At 65.1% G+C, this 15,690-nt stretch carries 14 protein-coding genes; 6 read left to right on the forward strand and 8 right to left on the reverse strand.

Features of this window, described 5'->3' with window-relative positions; all coding sequences use genetic code 11:
* Positions 1 to 10 precede the first annotated feature (10 nt).
* Positions 11 to 775 (reverse strand): pyrimidine reductase family protein, encoded by a 765-nt coding sequence (locus FOY51_RS08460; RefSeq protein WP_149429774.1) that lies wholly within the window; start codon positions 773 to 775, stop codon positions 11 to 13.
* Positions 776 to 810: 35 nt separating this feature from the next.
* Between FOY51_RS08460 and zapE the strand changes: the two genes are divergently transcribed.
* Positions 811 to 1,824 carry a cell division protein ZapE gene (gene zapE, locus FOY51_RS08465; RefSeq protein ID WP_149429775.1) on the forward strand — a complete coding sequence of 338 codons (1,014 nt, stop codon included), beginning with the start codon at positions 811 to 813 and terminating at the stop codon, positions 1,822 to 1,824.
* On the opposite strand, the gene FOY51_RS08470 is transcribed toward zapE, so the two are convergent.
* Positions 1,821 to 2,360 carry a GNAT family N-acetyltransferase gene (locus FOY51_RS08470; RefSeq protein WP_149429776.1) on the reverse strand — a complete coding sequence of 180 codons (540 nt, stop codon included), beginning with the start codon at positions 2,358 to 2,360 and terminating at the stop codon, positions 1,821 to 1,823. The genes zapE and FOY51_RS08470 overlap by 4 nt on opposite strands.
* 194 nt (positions 2,361 to 2,554) lie before the next feature.
* On the opposite strand from FOY51_RS08470, the gene zwf reads away from it, so the two are divergent.
* Together zwf and FOY51_RS08480 are read left to right on the forward strand one after the other, a co-directional pair.
* A complete protein-coding gene (gene zwf, locus FOY51_RS08475) occupies positions 2,555 to 4,000 on the forward strand; it encodes a glucose-6-phosphate dehydrogenase (protein ID WP_235916199.1) in 1,446 nt (481 codons plus the stop codon).
* Positions 3,981 to 4,721: a potassium channel family protein gene (locus FOY51_RS08480; RefSeq protein WP_235916200.1), complete on the forward strand. Its 741-nt coding sequence runs from the start codon at positions 3,981 to 3,983 to the stop codon at positions 4,719 to 4,721. The genes zwf and FOY51_RS08480 overlap by 20 nt, the downstream gene beginning before the upstream one ends.
* Positions 4,722 to 4,728: 7 nt before the next feature.
* Here the strand turns inward: FOY51_RS08480 and FOY51_RS08485 are convergent, their stop codons facing one another.
* Positions 4,729 to 8,697, reverse strand: coding sequence for an NACHT and WD repeat domain-containing protein (locus tag FOY51_RS08485; protein ID WP_214633080.1), 3,969 nt, complete (start codon positions 8,695 to 8,697; stop codon positions 4,729 to 4,731).
* A gap of 247 nt (positions 8,698 to 8,944) precedes the next feature.
* Between FOY51_RS08485 and FOY51_RS08490 the strand changes: the two genes are divergently transcribed.
* A complete protein-coding gene (locus FOY51_RS08490; RefSeq protein WP_149429779.1) occupies positions 8,945 to 9,805 on the forward strand; it encodes an aldo/keto reductase in 861 nt (286 codons plus the stop codon).
* A gap of 27 nt (positions 9,806 to 9,832) precedes the next feature.
* On the opposite strand, the gene FOY51_RS08495 is transcribed toward FOY51_RS08490, so the two are convergent.
* Positions 9,833 to 10,816, reverse strand: a complete 984-nt coding sequence (locus FOY51_RS08495) for an esterase/lipase family protein (protein ID WP_149429780.1) — start codon at positions 10,814 to 10,816, stop codon at positions 9,833 to 9,835.
* A 111-nt stretch (positions 10,817 to 10,927) separates the two neighbouring features.
* Here FOY51_RS08495 and FOY51_RS08500 point away from each other — a divergent pair, with 111 nt between their 5' ends.
* Positions 10,928 to 11,488 carry a TIGR03086 family metal-binding protein gene (locus FOY51_RS08500; protein ID WP_149429781.1) on the forward strand — a complete coding sequence of 187 codons (561 nt, stop codon included), beginning with the start codon at positions 10,928 to 10,930 and terminating at the stop codon, positions 11,486 to 11,488.
* A gap of 5 nt (positions 11,489 to 11,493) precedes the next feature.
* Here FOY51_RS08500 and FOY51_RS08505 read toward each other — a convergent pair whose 3' ends face one another.
* Both FOY51_RS08505 and FOY51_RS08510 read right to left on the reverse strand, forming a co-directional pair.
* Positions 11,494 to 11,976, reverse strand: a complete 483-nt coding sequence (locus FOY51_RS08505; RefSeq protein ID WP_149429782.1) for a hypothetical protein — start codon at positions 11,974 to 11,976, stop codon at positions 11,494 to 11,496.
* A gap of 35 nt (positions 11,977 to 12,011) precedes the next feature.
* Positions 12,012 to 12,545, reverse strand: a complete 534-nt coding sequence (locus tag FOY51_RS08510; RefSeq protein ID WP_149429783.1) for a CGNR zinc finger domain-containing protein — start codon at positions 12,543 to 12,545, stop codon at positions 12,012 to 12,014.
* 38 nt (positions 12,546 to 12,583) lie between these two features.
* Between FOY51_RS08510 and FOY51_RS08515 the strand changes: the two genes are divergently transcribed.
* The gene (locus FOY51_RS08515) at positions 12,584 to 13,567 is read left to right on the forward strand and encodes an EamA family transporter (protein WP_149429784.1); all 984 of its coding nucleotides are present in this window, start codon (positions 12,584 to 12,586) and stop codon (positions 13,565 to 13,567) included.
* Here the strand turns inward: FOY51_RS08515 and FOY51_RS08520 are convergent.
* Both FOY51_RS08520 and FOY51_RS08525 read right to left on the reverse strand, forming a co-directional pair.
* Positions 13,525 to 13,995, reverse strand: a complete 471-nt coding sequence (locus FOY51_RS08520) for a GyrI-like domain-containing protein (protein ID WP_149429785.1) — start codon at positions 13,993 to 13,995, stop codon at positions 13,525 to 13,527. The two genes, FOY51_RS08515 and FOY51_RS08520, sit on opposite strands and share 43 nt — an antisense overlap.
* Positions 13,992 to 15,611: a GMC family oxidoreductase gene (locus tag FOY51_RS08525; protein ID WP_149429786.1), complete on the reverse strand. Its 1,620-nt coding sequence runs from the start codon at positions 15,609 to 15,611 to the stop codon at positions 13,992 to 13,994. The genes FOY51_RS08520 and FOY51_RS08525 overlap by 4 nt, the downstream gene beginning before the upstream one ends.
* Between the last annotated feature and the right edge of the window lie 79 nt (positions 15,612 to 15,690).

The following is a 15,690-nucleotide window of genomic DNA, read 5'->3' on the forward strand; positions in this document are numbered from 1 at the left end:
GCCAGGTTCGTCAGCGCTGCCGAGCGCGCACCCATCGGGTCAGCACGGTGCCGTCGCCGTCGATCAGCATGTGGCCTCGCGTCATCGCGTTGCGTAGGCCGCGCGCGGAGTGTGCGATTCTGCTGCTCGAGCCGCCGACGAGCACCGGCGACGTGGTCAGGCACAGCTCGTCGACCGCGTCGTCGTCGATGAGTTGACCGAAGATGCCCGGACCGCCTTCGCACAGAACCCGGGCGAGTCCCTCGGCGGCGAGCGCGCCGAGCAATGCATCGGTCGGAACCGAATCGGTGCCCAGTTCCAGCACTCGGGCACCGGCTGCGGTGAGTCGGTCTTTGCGCTGGGCCTGCGCACCGGAAGTGGTGAGAATCAACGGCGGCACCTCGGTGTCGGTGAACAACCGCGACGACGCATCGATGGACGCGCTCGCAGACACCACGGCGACCGGAGGAACGGCCGCCCGACCTGCGACGAGGCGTCGCCGTCTCGTCGCATCGTCGACGCGCACTCCACCGTAGTTCTCGGCGCGCACGGTGCCCGCGCCGACCAGAACGACGTCGGCCAGCTCCCTCAGTACGCCGAAAACCTTTTTGTCCGAAGGTGTTCCGAGTCCGCCCGATGCGCCGTCGACAGATACCGCGCCGTCGATGCTCGATACGAAGTTCACCCGAATCCACGGGGCCGCGAGGTCGGCGGGATACGCATAGAGGCCCAGCAGGTCGGTGTGGCCGATGTCCGCCTGATCTGTGAGGTAGGTCGCATTATCGATATGCTGCACAGATCCGATAAGACCACGTCGTTAGGGTTGCGCGCATGCCCGCACGTCTCGTCGATCGCAGTCCGGTGGTTCCGGCTGACCAACTGGTCGCACAAATGGTTCCGCCGCCCATGTTCGACGATGTCAGCTTCGCGTCCTACATCCCCGATCCCAACGAGCCGAGTCAGGCCGAAGCCGTCCGTAAGGCGGAGGCGTTCGCCGAGAAGGTCGGCAAGATTCGCCAGGGCAAGCGCGGCCTGTTCGGCAAGCGCACGCCGTCGATCGGCGCGGGTCTGTATCTGGACGGCGGATTCGGTGTCGGCAAGACCCACCTGCTCGCGTCGATCTATCACCGGGTGGCCGAGCCGAAGTCGTTCGGCACCTTCGTCGAACTGACTCACGTGGTCGGCGCGCTCGGCTTCAACAAGGCCGTGGAGGAGTTCTCGGCGAACAGCATCCTGTGTATCGACGAATTCGAGCTCGACGACCCGGGCGACACCATGCTGGTGTCGCGACTGTTGACGGAGCTGTCCGATCGCGGTGTGTCGATCGCTGCGACATCGAACACCCTGCCCGGCCAGCTGGGGGAGGGCCGCTTCGCGGCACAGGACTTCATGCGGGAGATCAAGAAGCTCGGTTCGATCTTCGAGTCGATCCGCGTCGACGGTCCCGACTACCGGCACCGCGATCTACCGCCGGCGCCGGAGCCGATTTCCGATACCGAACTGGAAGCCCGCGCCGCCGCCGTTCCCGGTGCCACGCTCGACAACTTCGACGCGCTGTGCGAGCACTTGAGCACTCTGCACCCGTCGCGCTACGGCAAGTTGCTGGACGGCGTCGCGTCCGTGTTCATCGAGAACGTGCATGCGGTGAAGGATCAGGCGGTGGCGTTGCGTTTCGTAGTGTTCGCCGACCGGTTGTACGACGCGAGCATCTCGGTGACGGTGTCCGGAGCGAAGCTCGACGAGATCTTCACCCAAGAGATGCTCGACGGTGGCTACCGCAAGAAATATCTGCGTGCGACGTCGAGACTGCTGGCGCTGTCCCGCTTCGAGGTCCCGAGCTCCTAAAGGTGTTTCTGCATCACGAAGTCGTGATGGATCTGTGAACCCACCTGAAACGTCTTGGTACCGACCTTCTCGAAGCCGCTCTTCTCGTAGAACCGCTGCGCTCGCGCATTGTGCTGGTTGACGCCGAGCCACACCCCCGGGTAGTCGTTGTCGCGCGCGTAGGCGACCGACGCATCCATGAGGGCGGTCGACACGCCGGTTCCGTGCTGGCCGGGGAGTACGTACATCTTGCTGATCTCGAGGATCGGCCGCACCGTCAGCACGGCGGCGACGTCGGGATCGGCCGGCTCGCCCTCCAGCAGCATCGCGTAGCCGACTATCCGGTCGACGTTGGTCGCCTTCAAGACCGTGCGGCTGGGATCGGAGAGGTACTCGCCGAACCGCTCGAACGAGAGCACCTCGTCGACGAAGGCTTCGATGTCCTCGGCCGACGAGCCGGGCGGGCAGGCCAATGGAAACGTTGCGGCTGCAACGTCGCTGAGTGCCTCGGCATCCCAGAGACCAGCGCGGCTCACGTCGACGGCGACGGTGTTCATTCTGTTAGTAGACCACGCGATTCATCGGAAAACCGTTATCCACAGAGTTGCGAGCCTGATGAAATGCTGGTCCAGGAGTTTGCTGGCTTCCCGAAAGTGGTTGCACAGTCAACTTGTTGCCGCTGATGAAGTGCGCATTTCGGGCGTCCGCGCGTTGCGGTTGCGAATGCCCGCAGGTTTGCGACGATCATGTCGTGACCGAACCCGCGACGAGTCGTCCGCACGTGATCGTTCTCTTCGGAGCCACCGGCGATCTGGCACGACGAAAGCTGTTGCCGGGCCTGTTTCATATCACCGCGTCCAAGCTGGCACCCGAATGTCGGATCGTCGGAACGTCACTCGACGATCTCGGCGACTCCGGATTCGCCGCGCTGGCACGTGCGGCGTGCGACGAATTCTCGACCAGGGTGATCGACCCCGGTGGTTGGGCGGAATTCGAGAAGCGGTTGCACTACGTCCCGCAGAGCGCCGGTGCGGCTGCCCTCGCTGCTGCGGTTCGCGAACAACAGGCCGAACTCGGCGACGACGTCGAGCTGCTGCACTACCTCAGCGTTCCGCCGAAAGCCGCTGTCGCAGTGGTGCGTACGCTCGCCGAGGCTGATCTGGTTGCGCATTCCCGAATCATCATGGAAAAGCCGTTCGGTACCGACCTGGCCAGCGCGACCGCGCTCAACGCGACGATCCGCGAGACGTTCGCCGAAGATCAGATCTTCCGCATCGACCATTTTCTCGGCAAGGAACCCGCGCTCAACGTCCTCGCGATGCGATTCGCCAACGGATTGTTCGAGCCGATCTGGAACAGGACGTTCATCGATCACGTCCAGATCGACGTTCCCGAGCTGCTGAGTGTGCAGGGTCGAGCCGAATTTTATGAATCGACAGGCGCTTTCAGAGATATGGTGGTCACCCATCTGTTCCAGATCCTGGCGTTCACGGCGATGGAGCCGCCGACCGACTTGACTCCGGCGGCGATCAGCGAGGCGAAGAACAAGGTGTTCCGGTCGATGCTGCCGATCGACCCCGCGAACGTCGTGCGCGGGCAGTACCGCGGCTACCGCAACGAACCGGGTGTGTCGACCGAGTCGGAGACCGAGACGTTCGTCGCGTTGCGGTGCGACATCGACAACTGGCGTTGGGCGGGGGTGCCGTTCTACCTGCGCACCGGGAAATGTCTTGCGGAGGGCCAACGCATCATCTCGATCGCGTTTCGGCAGCCGCCGAAGAGCATGTTCGCCGAGGAATCGGGCGTCGGTGCCGAAGGCCCCGACCACCTGACGTTCGATCTTGCGGACGCGTCGAAGGTTTCACTGTCGTTCTACGGCAAGCGCCCTGGACCAGGTATGCGTCTGGACAAGTTGAGTCTGCAGTTCGGGTTGTACGAGACGGACACGGCAAAGGATGTACTCGAGGCGTACGAGCGGTTGATACTCGACGCCATGCACGGCGATCACACGCTGTTCACCACCTCGGAGGGCATCGAGCGTTTGTGGGAGGTGTCGGCGCCGTTGCTGGCCGACCCGCCGCCGGTCAAGAGTTACGAACCAGGATCGTGGGGTCCCAATGCAATCCACCAACTCGTCGCTCCCAACGCCTGGCGGCTCCCCTTCGAGCGAGCCTGGCGTGGCATCGAAGCGCAGTAGACCACTGCTGCCCGAATGGGCGCACCACGCCGACTGGCCGCTGACAGGCGCCGCCGTCGCGTTCCTGATCGCCTACGCGTATTCCGTTCTGGCGCAACCGCATGGGTCGGCGCGCACGGTGACCGACGCGATCCTGTGGCTGACCTGGCTGTGCTTCGCGCTCGACTACGTGGTTCGCCTCTATCGCGCCGAGAATCGCCTGCGTTGGTTTCTGTACAACCTGCACGAGTTCGTGATCGTTGCGCTACCGATGTTGCGTCCATTGCGGCTGCTGCGGCTGGTCACGTTGATCAGTGCGTTCCAGCGGTCGGTCGGCGGTGCCCTCCGGGGCCGCGTGGTCGCGTACGCGTGCGGTGGTTCCGCGTTGCTGGTGTTCGTCGCCGCGCTGGCAGTGCTGGAGGCCGAGCGGGTCGATCCGAGCGCCACCATCACCCGCTTTCCCGACGCATTGTGGTGGGCCGCAGCAACAGTCACCACCGTCGGCTACGGCGACTATTCGCCGGTCACCACCACCGGCAGGGTGATCGCCGTCGGGCTGATGATTGCGGGCATCGCGTTGCTCGGTGTAGTGACCGCCACCCTTGCCTCCTGGTTGGCGCAACGAGTCGCCGCCGACGACGCGCAATCACAGTTGGCGACCCGCGAACACGTCGACGCGCTGACCGCCGAGATCGTCGCGCTTCGTGCGGAACTGCGTCAGCTCGGAGAGCGAATGCAGTAGCGCTGTTCTAGGCGCACGGTGGTTTGTAGGGCAGTTGCGGCAGATGCTCGGTCCACAACTCGGGAGTCATCATGGTCGCGGTGGTGGCACAGATCCGATGGATCGAGTGCGCAACATCGAGATCCCACAATCGAACTGCGCCACCTTCGCCGACCCCCGCCAGCGAGCCGCCCGCAGGATTGAACTGGACGAGCCAGCGCTGCGTTCCGGGTGGGGTGATCGACGTGCCGATGGCCGACGGATTGCTGCGGTCCGACACGTCCCACAATCGCACAGTGGTGTCGTCGCTGCCGGAGGCGATGGTCCTGCCGTCAGGGCTGAACGCGACCGAATGGATCGAACTACGGTGCGCCACTATCGGTTTGCCGATAGCTGTGCCGTTGGCCGGGTCGGTGATGTCCCACAGTCGGATGGTCAGGTCGTCGCCGGTGCTCGCCAACGTTCGTTGATCCGGACTGAACGCGATGCTGTTGACGGCCTTGGTGTGTCCGTCGAGTTCGTGGCCCAGTTGCCGCACCCGAGCACGGTCGGAAACATCCCAGAGCTTCACGGTGTCGTCCGATCCGGCGGTCGCCAGGATCTTGCCGTCGGGACTGAACTGCGCGTCGTTGATGAAGCCGGAATCGGCATCGATCGGCGCACCGATTCGAATCGGCTTGGTCCGATCGCGCACGTCCCACAACTGAATCGAGTTGTCGTCGTTGCCGGTCACGAGAACGGAGCCGTCGGGGCTGAAGGCGAACGGGTAGGCGTAGCGGGTTGCCAACTGCAGCATGGTGATCGGTTTGACGTTGCGCCGATCGGTGGTGTCGAGCAGGAACGCCTTGCCGTCGGCGCCACCGCCGACCACCACGGTGCGTGCGTCCGGGCTGATCGCCAATCCGTCGACCTGATGCCTGCCGTCGAGGACGTACCTGCCCAAGCGTTTGGGTCCGGTCGGATCGCTCGAGTCCCACAATTGCATCGTCCCGTCGACCGATGCGGTCGCCATCACCGACCCGTCGGCGCTGAGGCCCAGCCCTTTCACCTGATCGGAGTGGCCGGCCTTTACGGTCGTGGACAGCGACCACAACCGGACCACACCCTCTTGGCTGCCGGCCGCGAGTGTCTGTCCGTCCGGGCTGAACGCCACGGAGATCACCGCACCGCCACCACCTGCCAGCGCCGGACCCTCGAGGGTCGGGGTTGCCGGATCGGACAGATTCCACAGCTTGGTCGTGCCGTCCCAGCTTCCGGTAGCCAAGATGTGGCCGTCGGGGCTGAAGGCGACTGTCCACAATGCGGCGCTGTGCGCGGCGAGGGGCCGACCGAGCACCACCGGATGAGCCGGATCGCTGACGTTCCACAGTTGGGCCGTCGTGTCGTCGCTACCCGCCGCGAGCTTCGAACTGTCCGGGCTGAACGCCACCGAGTGGGCCGCGCGGGTGAAACCGGTCAGCGGTGGGCCCCACGGGACGGGATTCGCCAGATCGGTCATGTTCCACAGCTGCACCGTCGTGTCGTCGCTGCCGGTTGCGAGACTGCGGCCGTCGGGGCTGAAAGCGAGGGTTCGGACCGGCGCCTGCTGGCCGACGAGTGGTTTGCCGAGCAGTGTCGGCCTGGTCGGGTCGGACACGTTCCACAGTGCGACGCTGTGATCGTCGTTGGGTGCCGCCAAGGTTCGGCCGTCCGGGCTGAACGCGACCACGTACACCGTTCCGGCGCCGCGGGTCAGCGGCTGCCCCAACGGTTTTGCGTGGGCCGGGTCGGACACGTCCCACAGTCGAATCGTGTGGTCGCCGCTGGCACTGGCAAGGACCTTGCCGTCCGGGCTGAAGGCCGCCGACGTGAGAAAGCTGGTGTGCCCGGTCAGCGGCTGGCCCAGCTGCTTCGGATGTGCACGATCGGATACGTCCCACAGCCGAACGGTCTTGTCGTCGCTGGCCGACGCCAGCACCTTCCCGTTCGGGCTGTAGGCAACGGTGTAGACCGAGCCTTTGTGGCCCGGCATCGGTGTCGCCAACGCCAGATCCTGGCTCGCGAGGATGCGAGATTCGACCGCATCGTCGTCGGGTCGAAGGTTGTGCGCGACCAGGTCGAGTTGCGCGGACAGTGACGGATCTTCGGTCTGCAGCTTGTCCGAGTCCGTCAGGACATTCCGGAACACTGCGTCGTCGCGACTCGATTCCGCCGCATGGCCTTCGCGATCGGCCGCCACGGCGGCGATGGCGGCAACAACGGCCGCGACGAAGGCGATCAGCGCGAAGGCGGCAACTGCGCCGACCAGATTGCGGCGGCGGCGCTCCCGGGCGCGGCGTTGCTGCATCGATTCGGCGAGGAACTCGTCGACGACCTGTCGCAACGCGTTGGGGCTGCGTTCGTCGGCCCACTCTTTGGCGCTGACGAGCCGCGTTCCGGTGTAGAGAAGGTCGCGATCGCGGCTGTGCGTGTTCCAGTCGTCGGCATCCTTCTCCAGGCGCTGGCGGAGCAGATTGCCTGCACGGTCCTCGTCGATCCAGGATCGTAGCGGCGGCCACGCGTCGATGATCACCTCGTGCGCCAACGTGACGCTGTCCGCGTCGACGGTCACCAGCCGTGACTTGGTGAGCGCCTCCAACGCGCGCTCGGCGGCTTCGGGATCGTCGTTGTGATGGCCGACCAGGTCGTTGCGATTGCGCGTGCGCCTGCTGTCTCGACTGTCCTCGCCGATCTGCACCAGGCCCAGCAGGATGTGCCGCGCTGCCTGGCGGGCGGGCTTGTCGAGGTCGGCCCACACATGGTCGGCGGTCGCGGACAGCGAGCCGGCGACCCCGTCGGCCGCGTAGTAGCCGGCGATGGTGAGTTTGTTGCCCCGTCGATGCTGCCAGGTGCCTGCGAGGACGTGGGAGAGCAGCGGCAGCGCGCCGGGGTGATAGACGGCACGACGTCGTTGCCCGCCACCGATGCCGCACAAGTCGGCGATGATCAGATCTTCCAGACCGCGCTCCAGCTTCAGCCCGACCGCTTTCGCGGGCATCGCGATCGCGTCGCGCAGTTCCGCGATGCGCATCGGCCCCAGGGCGAGTGAGCGCCGTTGCAACGCGTCTTCGAGTTCTGGATATTCGAGGCAGCGGGCATAGAAGTCGGCGCGAATACCGACGACGACCACCGCGGGTGGCCCGTCACCGTGGTTCTCACTCGCGGCGGCCAGGACGGCGAGGAAAGCGTCCCGCTCGGCATCGTCCGGGCAGGCGGTGAACAGTTCCTCGCCCTGATCGACGACTATCAGCACCTGTTGCTGCTTGCCCCACGATCGGACCTGCGCGCGCACCGCGTCGGCATCGACGTCGTTCGAGTCGATCTGCAGCGTGGGGATCGCGGCGGCCAGCGTCGCAAGGGGGGTGGTGCCCGGCGTGATCGATACCACCGGCCACGTCGCGGACCCTGGAATGGACGAGTCGGCGCGGGCCAGAGCGGGGATCAGGCCGGCCGCCAACAAGGACGACTTGCCCGCACCCGACGCACCGATCAGCAAGGCGATTCCGCCGTCGACGGACGACTGTTTCGCCAGATCGACCAACGATTGGGTTGCCCGGGTGCGACCGAAGAACCAGTCGGCCTGGTCGGGTCCGTATGCCGCCAATCCGAGGTAGGGGCAGACAGCCGGAACCTCGTCGGCCACGGCAGCGGCGCCGTTGCTCGCCGACTCCCAGATCCGCTTCCAGCGATGCGGTTCGAGCAGTCGGGTGTCGACGGTGTCGTCGCGTGCCTTGGTGCGATCGATCAGTTCGAGCAGGACGGGAAGCAGCGGCTCGAACGAGGCGGGAACGTTCGTTCCGGCCTTCCAATCACTGATGCGTTGCGCCGACGGTGTCGACCCGCGACGGCTACCGGTACTCGCCGATCGTGCTGCGGCGGCATCCGCAATGCGACGCAACGGCGGTTCGCCCGCAGCCGTGTAGAGCTGACGGAACTGCTCCGCGAAAACGCCTTTTGCGTCCCTCGAGGGGTCGACCACTGAAGATTCTCCCTTGTTTCCCCGAGGGCGTCCGGTCCGGACAACCCACTGTAGCGCCCTGAGCTGCGCTGTTTCGGCGGATATCGTCCGGTGCCGTTGCCGACGCCGAGGGTGCGTCGACATTCTTGGCTCACGCCACGACCGAGGTCGTGCTCACCGCAGGGGGGTGGGCATGGCCTCGGTCGGGCCCTGACTCCGAGGTGACTCCGAGGGTTTGCACCGTGAAGTGCCCGGGCACCCGATAGCCATGACATCGAACGACAACACTGTTCCGCTCGTCGAACTCAACGATGGCAACAAGATCCCGCAGTTGGGTTTCGGCGTTTTCCAGATCGAGCCGGAGAACACGTCCGCCGCCGTGAAGACCGCTCTCGACATCGGTTACCGGCATATCGACACCGCCCAGATGTACGGCAACGAGAAGCAGGTCGGTGCAGGCATCCGCGACTCCGGGATCGACCGCGCGGACGTCTTCATCACCAGCAAGCTCAACAACGGTTTCCATCGGCCCGACGATGCACGGCACGCATTCGACGACACGCTGGCCGCGCTCGGTACCGACCATGTCGACCTGTTTCTCATTCACTGGCCGCTGCCCACGCGCTACGACGGCGACTTCGTCTCCACCTGGAACGTGCTGGAGGAGTTCGCCGCGGACGGTCGGGCTCGCAGCATCGGCGTATCGAATTTCCAACCTGCACACCTCGACCGGCTGGCGCAGGAATCCGGCACGGTCCCCGCGGTGAACCAGGTCGAGATCCACCCGTACTTCGTCAACGACGAGGTTCGCAGATACGGCTGGGACCACGGAATCGCGACGGAAGCGTGGTCGCCGATCGCGCAAGGCAAGGTGCTCGACGATCACGAGATCGGCATCATCGCCGAGACCCTCGGCAAGTCGCCCGCCCAGGTGGTGCTGCGATGGCACATCCAGCGCGGCGACATCGTGTTCCCGAAGTCCGTGACCGCCGCACGCGTGCAGTCCAATTTCGAGCTGTTCGATTTCGATCTCAGCGATGCGGACATGGAAACGATCGCCGGCCTCGACAAGGGTGAGTCGGGGCGCACCGGTCCAAATCCTGATGAGTTCGACTACATCCCCGACTAGGCCATCCCCCCATTAGGCGATCCCCGATCAAGCCCAGGAGCGGGGGCTGCGTTCTCTGATTCGGCCGTGTATCGGGACGATCGATTCGCACCGAGCGGCGCGCGGATTGTCGGGGTCAAGGGCGTTGAGCACGAAGTCGGCTGCTCGCCTCGACCCGGCGAGCGCGAGATGGTCGGAGCGGTCCTTCGGGCAACCGTCCTGTACGACGATGTTGGTGGCGTTCTCGCCGTCGACGATTCCGGATGTGTACGGCATGACGATCTCGTCGTAGCGGGTGACGATGTTGGTGTACTGCACGCCGGATGCGTACGGCGTGCCGTCGGACCAGAGTTCACGCAGCAGCTTGGAGCCGTGGATCAGCTCGCCGGCGGCGCCGAGCGGTGATCGTTCGTCGAGCAGCGCCTGCAGCGCGGGCGGTATCAGCTTGGTGAGATTGGCCGGGCCGGTGCCGTCCCAGAGCGGCGCGAGGGACGCGATGGAGCCGACTGTGCCGGGAAGCAGCTTCTTGGCGACCCAGCCGGCGACCACCGAGCCTTGCGAGTGGGTTACGTAGTCGACCTGATCGGCGCCGGTCGCGTCGAGGACTCGCTCGGTGAACGCGGCGACCTCGGGTGCGCCGTGCTCGCGAATAGATCGCAGCCCGCCGACCGCACCGAACGGCCAGGGCGCGGCGTAGTTGCCGTAGGTCAGGGAGTAGACGGTGTAGCCCTCGTTGTAGAGCAGCGGGCCGTACGCCAACCAGTTGTCGGTCATACCGCCGCCCGTGCCGTGGACCAGAACGACCGGTCGCGGATGCGCGGCGCACGGTGTCGCAGACCAGTCGTTCGCGCCGGGTAACGGAGCGTGCGGATGGGCCAACTCCAGCCGTGCACCCGCAAGAAATCGATCCTTCAGGGGGAGTAGTAGCCGCTCCGCCTCAGCGACGACATCCGATGATTCGATGTCCGGTAGTTCGCCCAATGTCGGCTCAGCCCTGCCTGTATCGCGAAGAAGTGTCGTAGTCCCGGCCATACTTTCAGGCAGGCGAGTTCGTGGGGCCCTCGGGTCCGAACGTTCCAGCACCGATGAGTTCGCGAACTCGCAACGGTCTCATCAGGTATGGACACGAACGAGGAGTTGCAGATGATCGATCTTCGGCCCGCTTGCCGACAGATGAGCGACCTGATCGCTGGAATCGACGACGAGAAGTTGGAATTGCCGACGCCGTGCGCGGAATATTCGGTCCGCGATCTGATCGAGCACGTCGATCAGGGGGCTGTCGGCTTCGCGATCATGGCGCGTAAGGCAGATGGCGAGGAGCCCGACATCGAATGGGGAGCGGGTTGGCACGACCGCGTGGTCGGTCATGTTCAGGATTTGGGTGAAGCATGGACAGATTCGTCAGCGTGGGAGGGGAGTACGGCTGCCGGACCAGGATTGGATCTGCCGAACGACGTCTGGGGCAAGATTGCGCTGACCGAGATGGTGGTGCACGGCTGGGATCTCGCCGTCGCAACAGGTCAGCAGTTCGATCTACCTGAGCCGATGCTGCAGGCTTGCCACGATCATGTTGCGAGTCTGCTCACGGAGCCGCCGCTACCCGAGTTGTGGAGCAATCCGATCGAGGTGGGCGCGGATGCGTCGTCGATCGATCGAATCGTCGCCGTGACGGGTCGAGATCCGGGTTGGGCGAGCGGCGCGTGAGCGGTTCAACGGATTCGGCGACGTTCGGTCATCTCGTGATCACGTCTGTTCTGCGCGATGGTCAACGAGACCGCGAACGCGAACATCACGACGACCAGCACGGGCACCACCCACATGGGCCACTCGAGCCCTTCGGCCAGTTCGTAGGTCTCTTTCGCGGCGATCAGGAATCCGCCGAGGGCGACGAGCATCCAGCCGAGCGACTTGTTGCGAAGGCTGGTGAACGCGAACAGGTCTTCGTCGGACATTCGGTCGACGATGTCGCGCTGATGCCGCTTGCGTCGGCGGCGCGTGAGCAACATCCGAACCGGCGGCAGCAGCCACCACCAGATCGAGACTCGTGGCGGCGACGGAATATCGGCGGTCGCGGCACGGATGCGATCGAGTTCGACATCCTCCGACTGCAGTTCGATCGACGCTTGATAGATCGGCCCGGCCACCAGGAGCCACGCACCGAGAAAGCCGAACCAGAGGGCAGCGCAATGCATGGGTCAGAAGCCTATGCGACGCAATCGGACTCGGCTCACCCCGATTTGCGCGCTCGGTAGGCCGCGACGGCTGCGCGGTTGCCGCAGGCCGTGCTGCAGAAGCGGCGGGATCGGTTGCGCGACAGGTCGAGTACCAGAGCGTCACAGGTTGGGTCGTCGCACAGGCCGAGGCGGCTCATCTCGTCCGAACGGATCACGTCGATCATCGCCATCGCGGTCTCGACTGCGATGCGGGTGGCCAGTGCGCGGTCGTCCTCGACGGCGTGTAGGTGCCAGTCGGTGGTGCCGTGGCGAACCAATTGAGGGTTGGCCTTCGTCTCGGCGAGCATCCGGTTGACGAGCGCCACAGCGTCGTCACGGTCGCTGGTGAGAAGTTCCCGCAGCGCCGGTCGCAATGCGCGGACGGAGGCGAGCTCGGCGGCATCGCCGTCCATGCGGCCGGTATAGGAATGCTCGACGAGGAACGCCGCGAGCTGGTCGGTCGTCGTCATGGTGTCCGGGTCCTCGCCGGAATTGACGAGTGCGACGGCAGCCAGCATCGCCAACTCGGTGTCATGAGTGAACGGCATATTGACACCTTACAACCCGACGCCTAGCGTCATGTGTCATGACGGCTTTGGCTCATGACATCGAAACGGCCCCTTCCTCTCGCGTCGCGTCGGGGTTCGGATTCGCGGCGCTGTCGGCTATGGCCTTCGGGCTGTCCGGCTCACTGGCGAAGGGGCTCCTCGATGCTGGGTGGACTGCAGGCGCGGCGGTGACCGTGCGTGTGCTCCTTGCCGCCGCGGTGCTTCTGATTCCCGCTGCTGTTTCGCTGCGCGGACAATGGAATCGACTGCGGGACAACGCAGGCCTGATCGTCGCGTACGGCGTGATCGGGGTCGCCGGCTGTCAGTTGGCGTACTTCAACGCAGTCGACCACATGGATGTCGGCGTGGCGTTGTTGATCGAGTTCACGTGTCCGGTCGTGGTGGTCGGATGGATGTGGTTTCGCCACGAGCAGCGCCCGGGACGGCTCACCGTGATCGGTGGGAGCCTGGCAGCCGGGGGACTGGTGCTCGTCCTGAATCTGTTGTCCGGCGCCGATATCGATGGCATCGGCATCGTGTGGGCACTCGGTGCCATGATCGGAGCTGCCGTGTACTGGGTCATTTCCGCCGACGACGACACCGGACTACCGCCGCTCGCACTCGCCGCGGGTGGATTGCTCTGTGGCGGAGTGATTTTGCTGATCGCCGGTCTGGTCGGCGTCGTTCCGTTCGCCGCCACTCGCGCCGATGTGACCTTCGCGCACGCGACCGTGCCGTGGTGGGTGCCGATCGTCGGGCTCGGAGTCGTCACGGCCGCGCTCGCCTACGTCTTGGGAATCGCCGCCAGCCGTCGTCTCGGTTCGCGACTGGCCTCGTTCGTCGGCCTGGCAGAAGTGCTGACCGCTCTGGTGTTCGCATGGCTGTTGCTCGATCAGTCACCGAGCCCGGTGCAACTCGGTGGCGGTGCGCTGATCTTGCTCGGTGTGATCGTGGTCAAGCTCGGCGAGCGGCAGGTGCGTCAGGAAGATTTTTCGACAGGCAGCCAGATCTCCACTGTGTAACTGTCTTTCGCGCCATCGGAATCGGTGCCGTAACGCTCGAACTCGGGGCCGACGACCGCGAAGCCGGACGTCGGCATCCATTCGTTGCGAATGCGGGCATACGTGTGTGGCAGTTGTCGGATCGGGCCGTCGTGAGTGAAGACGGCGTAGTTGCCTGCCGGAATGTCGATCGATCGGAACCTGCTCGGCAGGCCCGAAGCGCTGCTCACTTCGACACCGGCGACGTAGTCGAATCCGTCGTCGTGAAAGTTGGCGGCGGCGCCGTAGGTGAAGTCGCCGACCCGGTTCGGGATGTCGTCGATGCAATCGTCCAGCGATGTCCACAGTTCGGGGATGGCAGCCGCTGTGGTGTGCGTGTACCGACCGGACAGGCCCGCGACCACGAACGGCTCGGCTGTCTCGAGCCGCGGCGTCAGCGTTTCGGTCATCCGCCGACGACCAGATCTGCGCACTTCTCGCCGATCATGATCGACGGCGCATTCGTGTTGCCACCCACGATGTTCGGCATGATCGACGCATCCGCGACGCGGAGCCCGTCGATGCCACGAACGCGAAGTTCCGGATCGACGACCGCGCGCTCGTCCACGCCCATCCGACAGGAGCCGACGCCGTGATAGACGGTGGTCGCCCTGTTGCGAATCTCGTCGCGAAGCCCGGTGCCGGTGACGCCCGAACCCGGATGCAACTCGCCGTCGCACGCCTGCGCGATCTTGGCGTTCGCCATCACGTCGCGGATCATCTCGACGCCCTCCTGCAGCACCTGCAGGTCGGCGTCCTCGGCCAGGTAGTTGAAATCGATCAGCGGCGCTGCGGTGGGATCGTTGCTCGCCAACCGCAGAGTGCCGCGCGAGCGTGGATAGATCAGCGTCGACATCACCGTCAGCGCGGGGCGTCGGTCGACCTTGTGGAAGACGGGTTCGTCCTGATTCGGCGAGGGGTAGGCCCACGGTAAGACGTGGATCTGGAGGTCGGGGACGTCGGTCGCGAGCGATGTTCGGACGAAGCCCACGGTTTCGAACACGGAGTTCTCGAGGAACGACCCGCCTCGGGTCATCTGCTTGGCCATGCCGCGGGCGTAGTACGTCGGGATGCCGCGATGCTTGGCGCTCGGCATCAACCAGGTGGTCGGAACGAACAGGTGGTCGTGCAGGTTGTCGCCGACGGGCAGGTCTGCGAGCGTCGAAATGCCCTGTTCCGCAAGATGATCGGCGTGGCCGATGCCGGACAGCATCAGCAGCTGCGGCGATCCGAAGACCCCTGCCGACACGATCACCTCGCGACCGGCTCGAACGGTTCGCCGGTTCTTCGACTTGTCGATCACCTCGACGCCCGTCGCTCGCGTGCCCTCGATGACGATGCGCGCGACGGTCAGGCCGGTCTGCAAGGAGAGCGTCGGATGCGATCCGTTGTGCAGGTAGCCACGTGAGGACGAGTAGCGCAGGCCGTTCGACGCACTCTGCTGGAAGGTGCTGATGCCTTCCTGCGAGCGGCCGTTGTAGTCGTCGAGAACGGGAACGCCGAGCGTGTCGACTGCGGCGTCGCGAAACCGCTCACTGGCCTCGGTTGGCTGCGTGTGCCGGGTGACCTTGATCGGACCACCCGCACCACGAAATTCGTTGTTGCCATCCTCGAAGTCTTCGATGCGCTTGTAGACGTCGTTGACCTCGTCCGCGCTCCACCCGGTGTTGCCGTCGGCTGCCCACGAGTCGTAGTTGGCGCGGTTGCCTCGCACCCACAGCATGCCGTTGACCGAACTCGATCCGCCGAGCACTTTCCCGCGCGTCTGCGGAACCTTGCGGCCGAGCGCGTGCTGCTGCGGGGTTGTGTAGTAGCCCCAGTCGACCAGCTTCTTGAGCTGCGGCACCGAGTGCATCGGGCCGATCATGCCCGGCATCTTGAACAGCGTCTTGTCGTCGCTGCCACCGGCTTCGAGGAGAATCACCGACGCCCCCGACTCGGCCAATCGGGCGGCAACCGCGCATCCGGCACTGCCTGCGCCGACAACGACGTAGTCGGCCGCATCGACGGGATTCTGTTTGCTCATCGACAACCTTCGGTCGCACGTCAGGGATACGCCGCAACTGTAACAAGTTCTACTTTGTGCGGGGAATGCCCGTGCGAAA

It is taken from the genome of Antrihabitans cavernicola, from assembly GCF_008297975.1.
In the GTDB taxonomy this organism is placed as follows: domain Bacteria; phylum Actinomycetota; class Actinomycetes; order Mycobacteriales; family Mycobacteriaceae; genus Antrihabitans; species Antrihabitans cavernicola.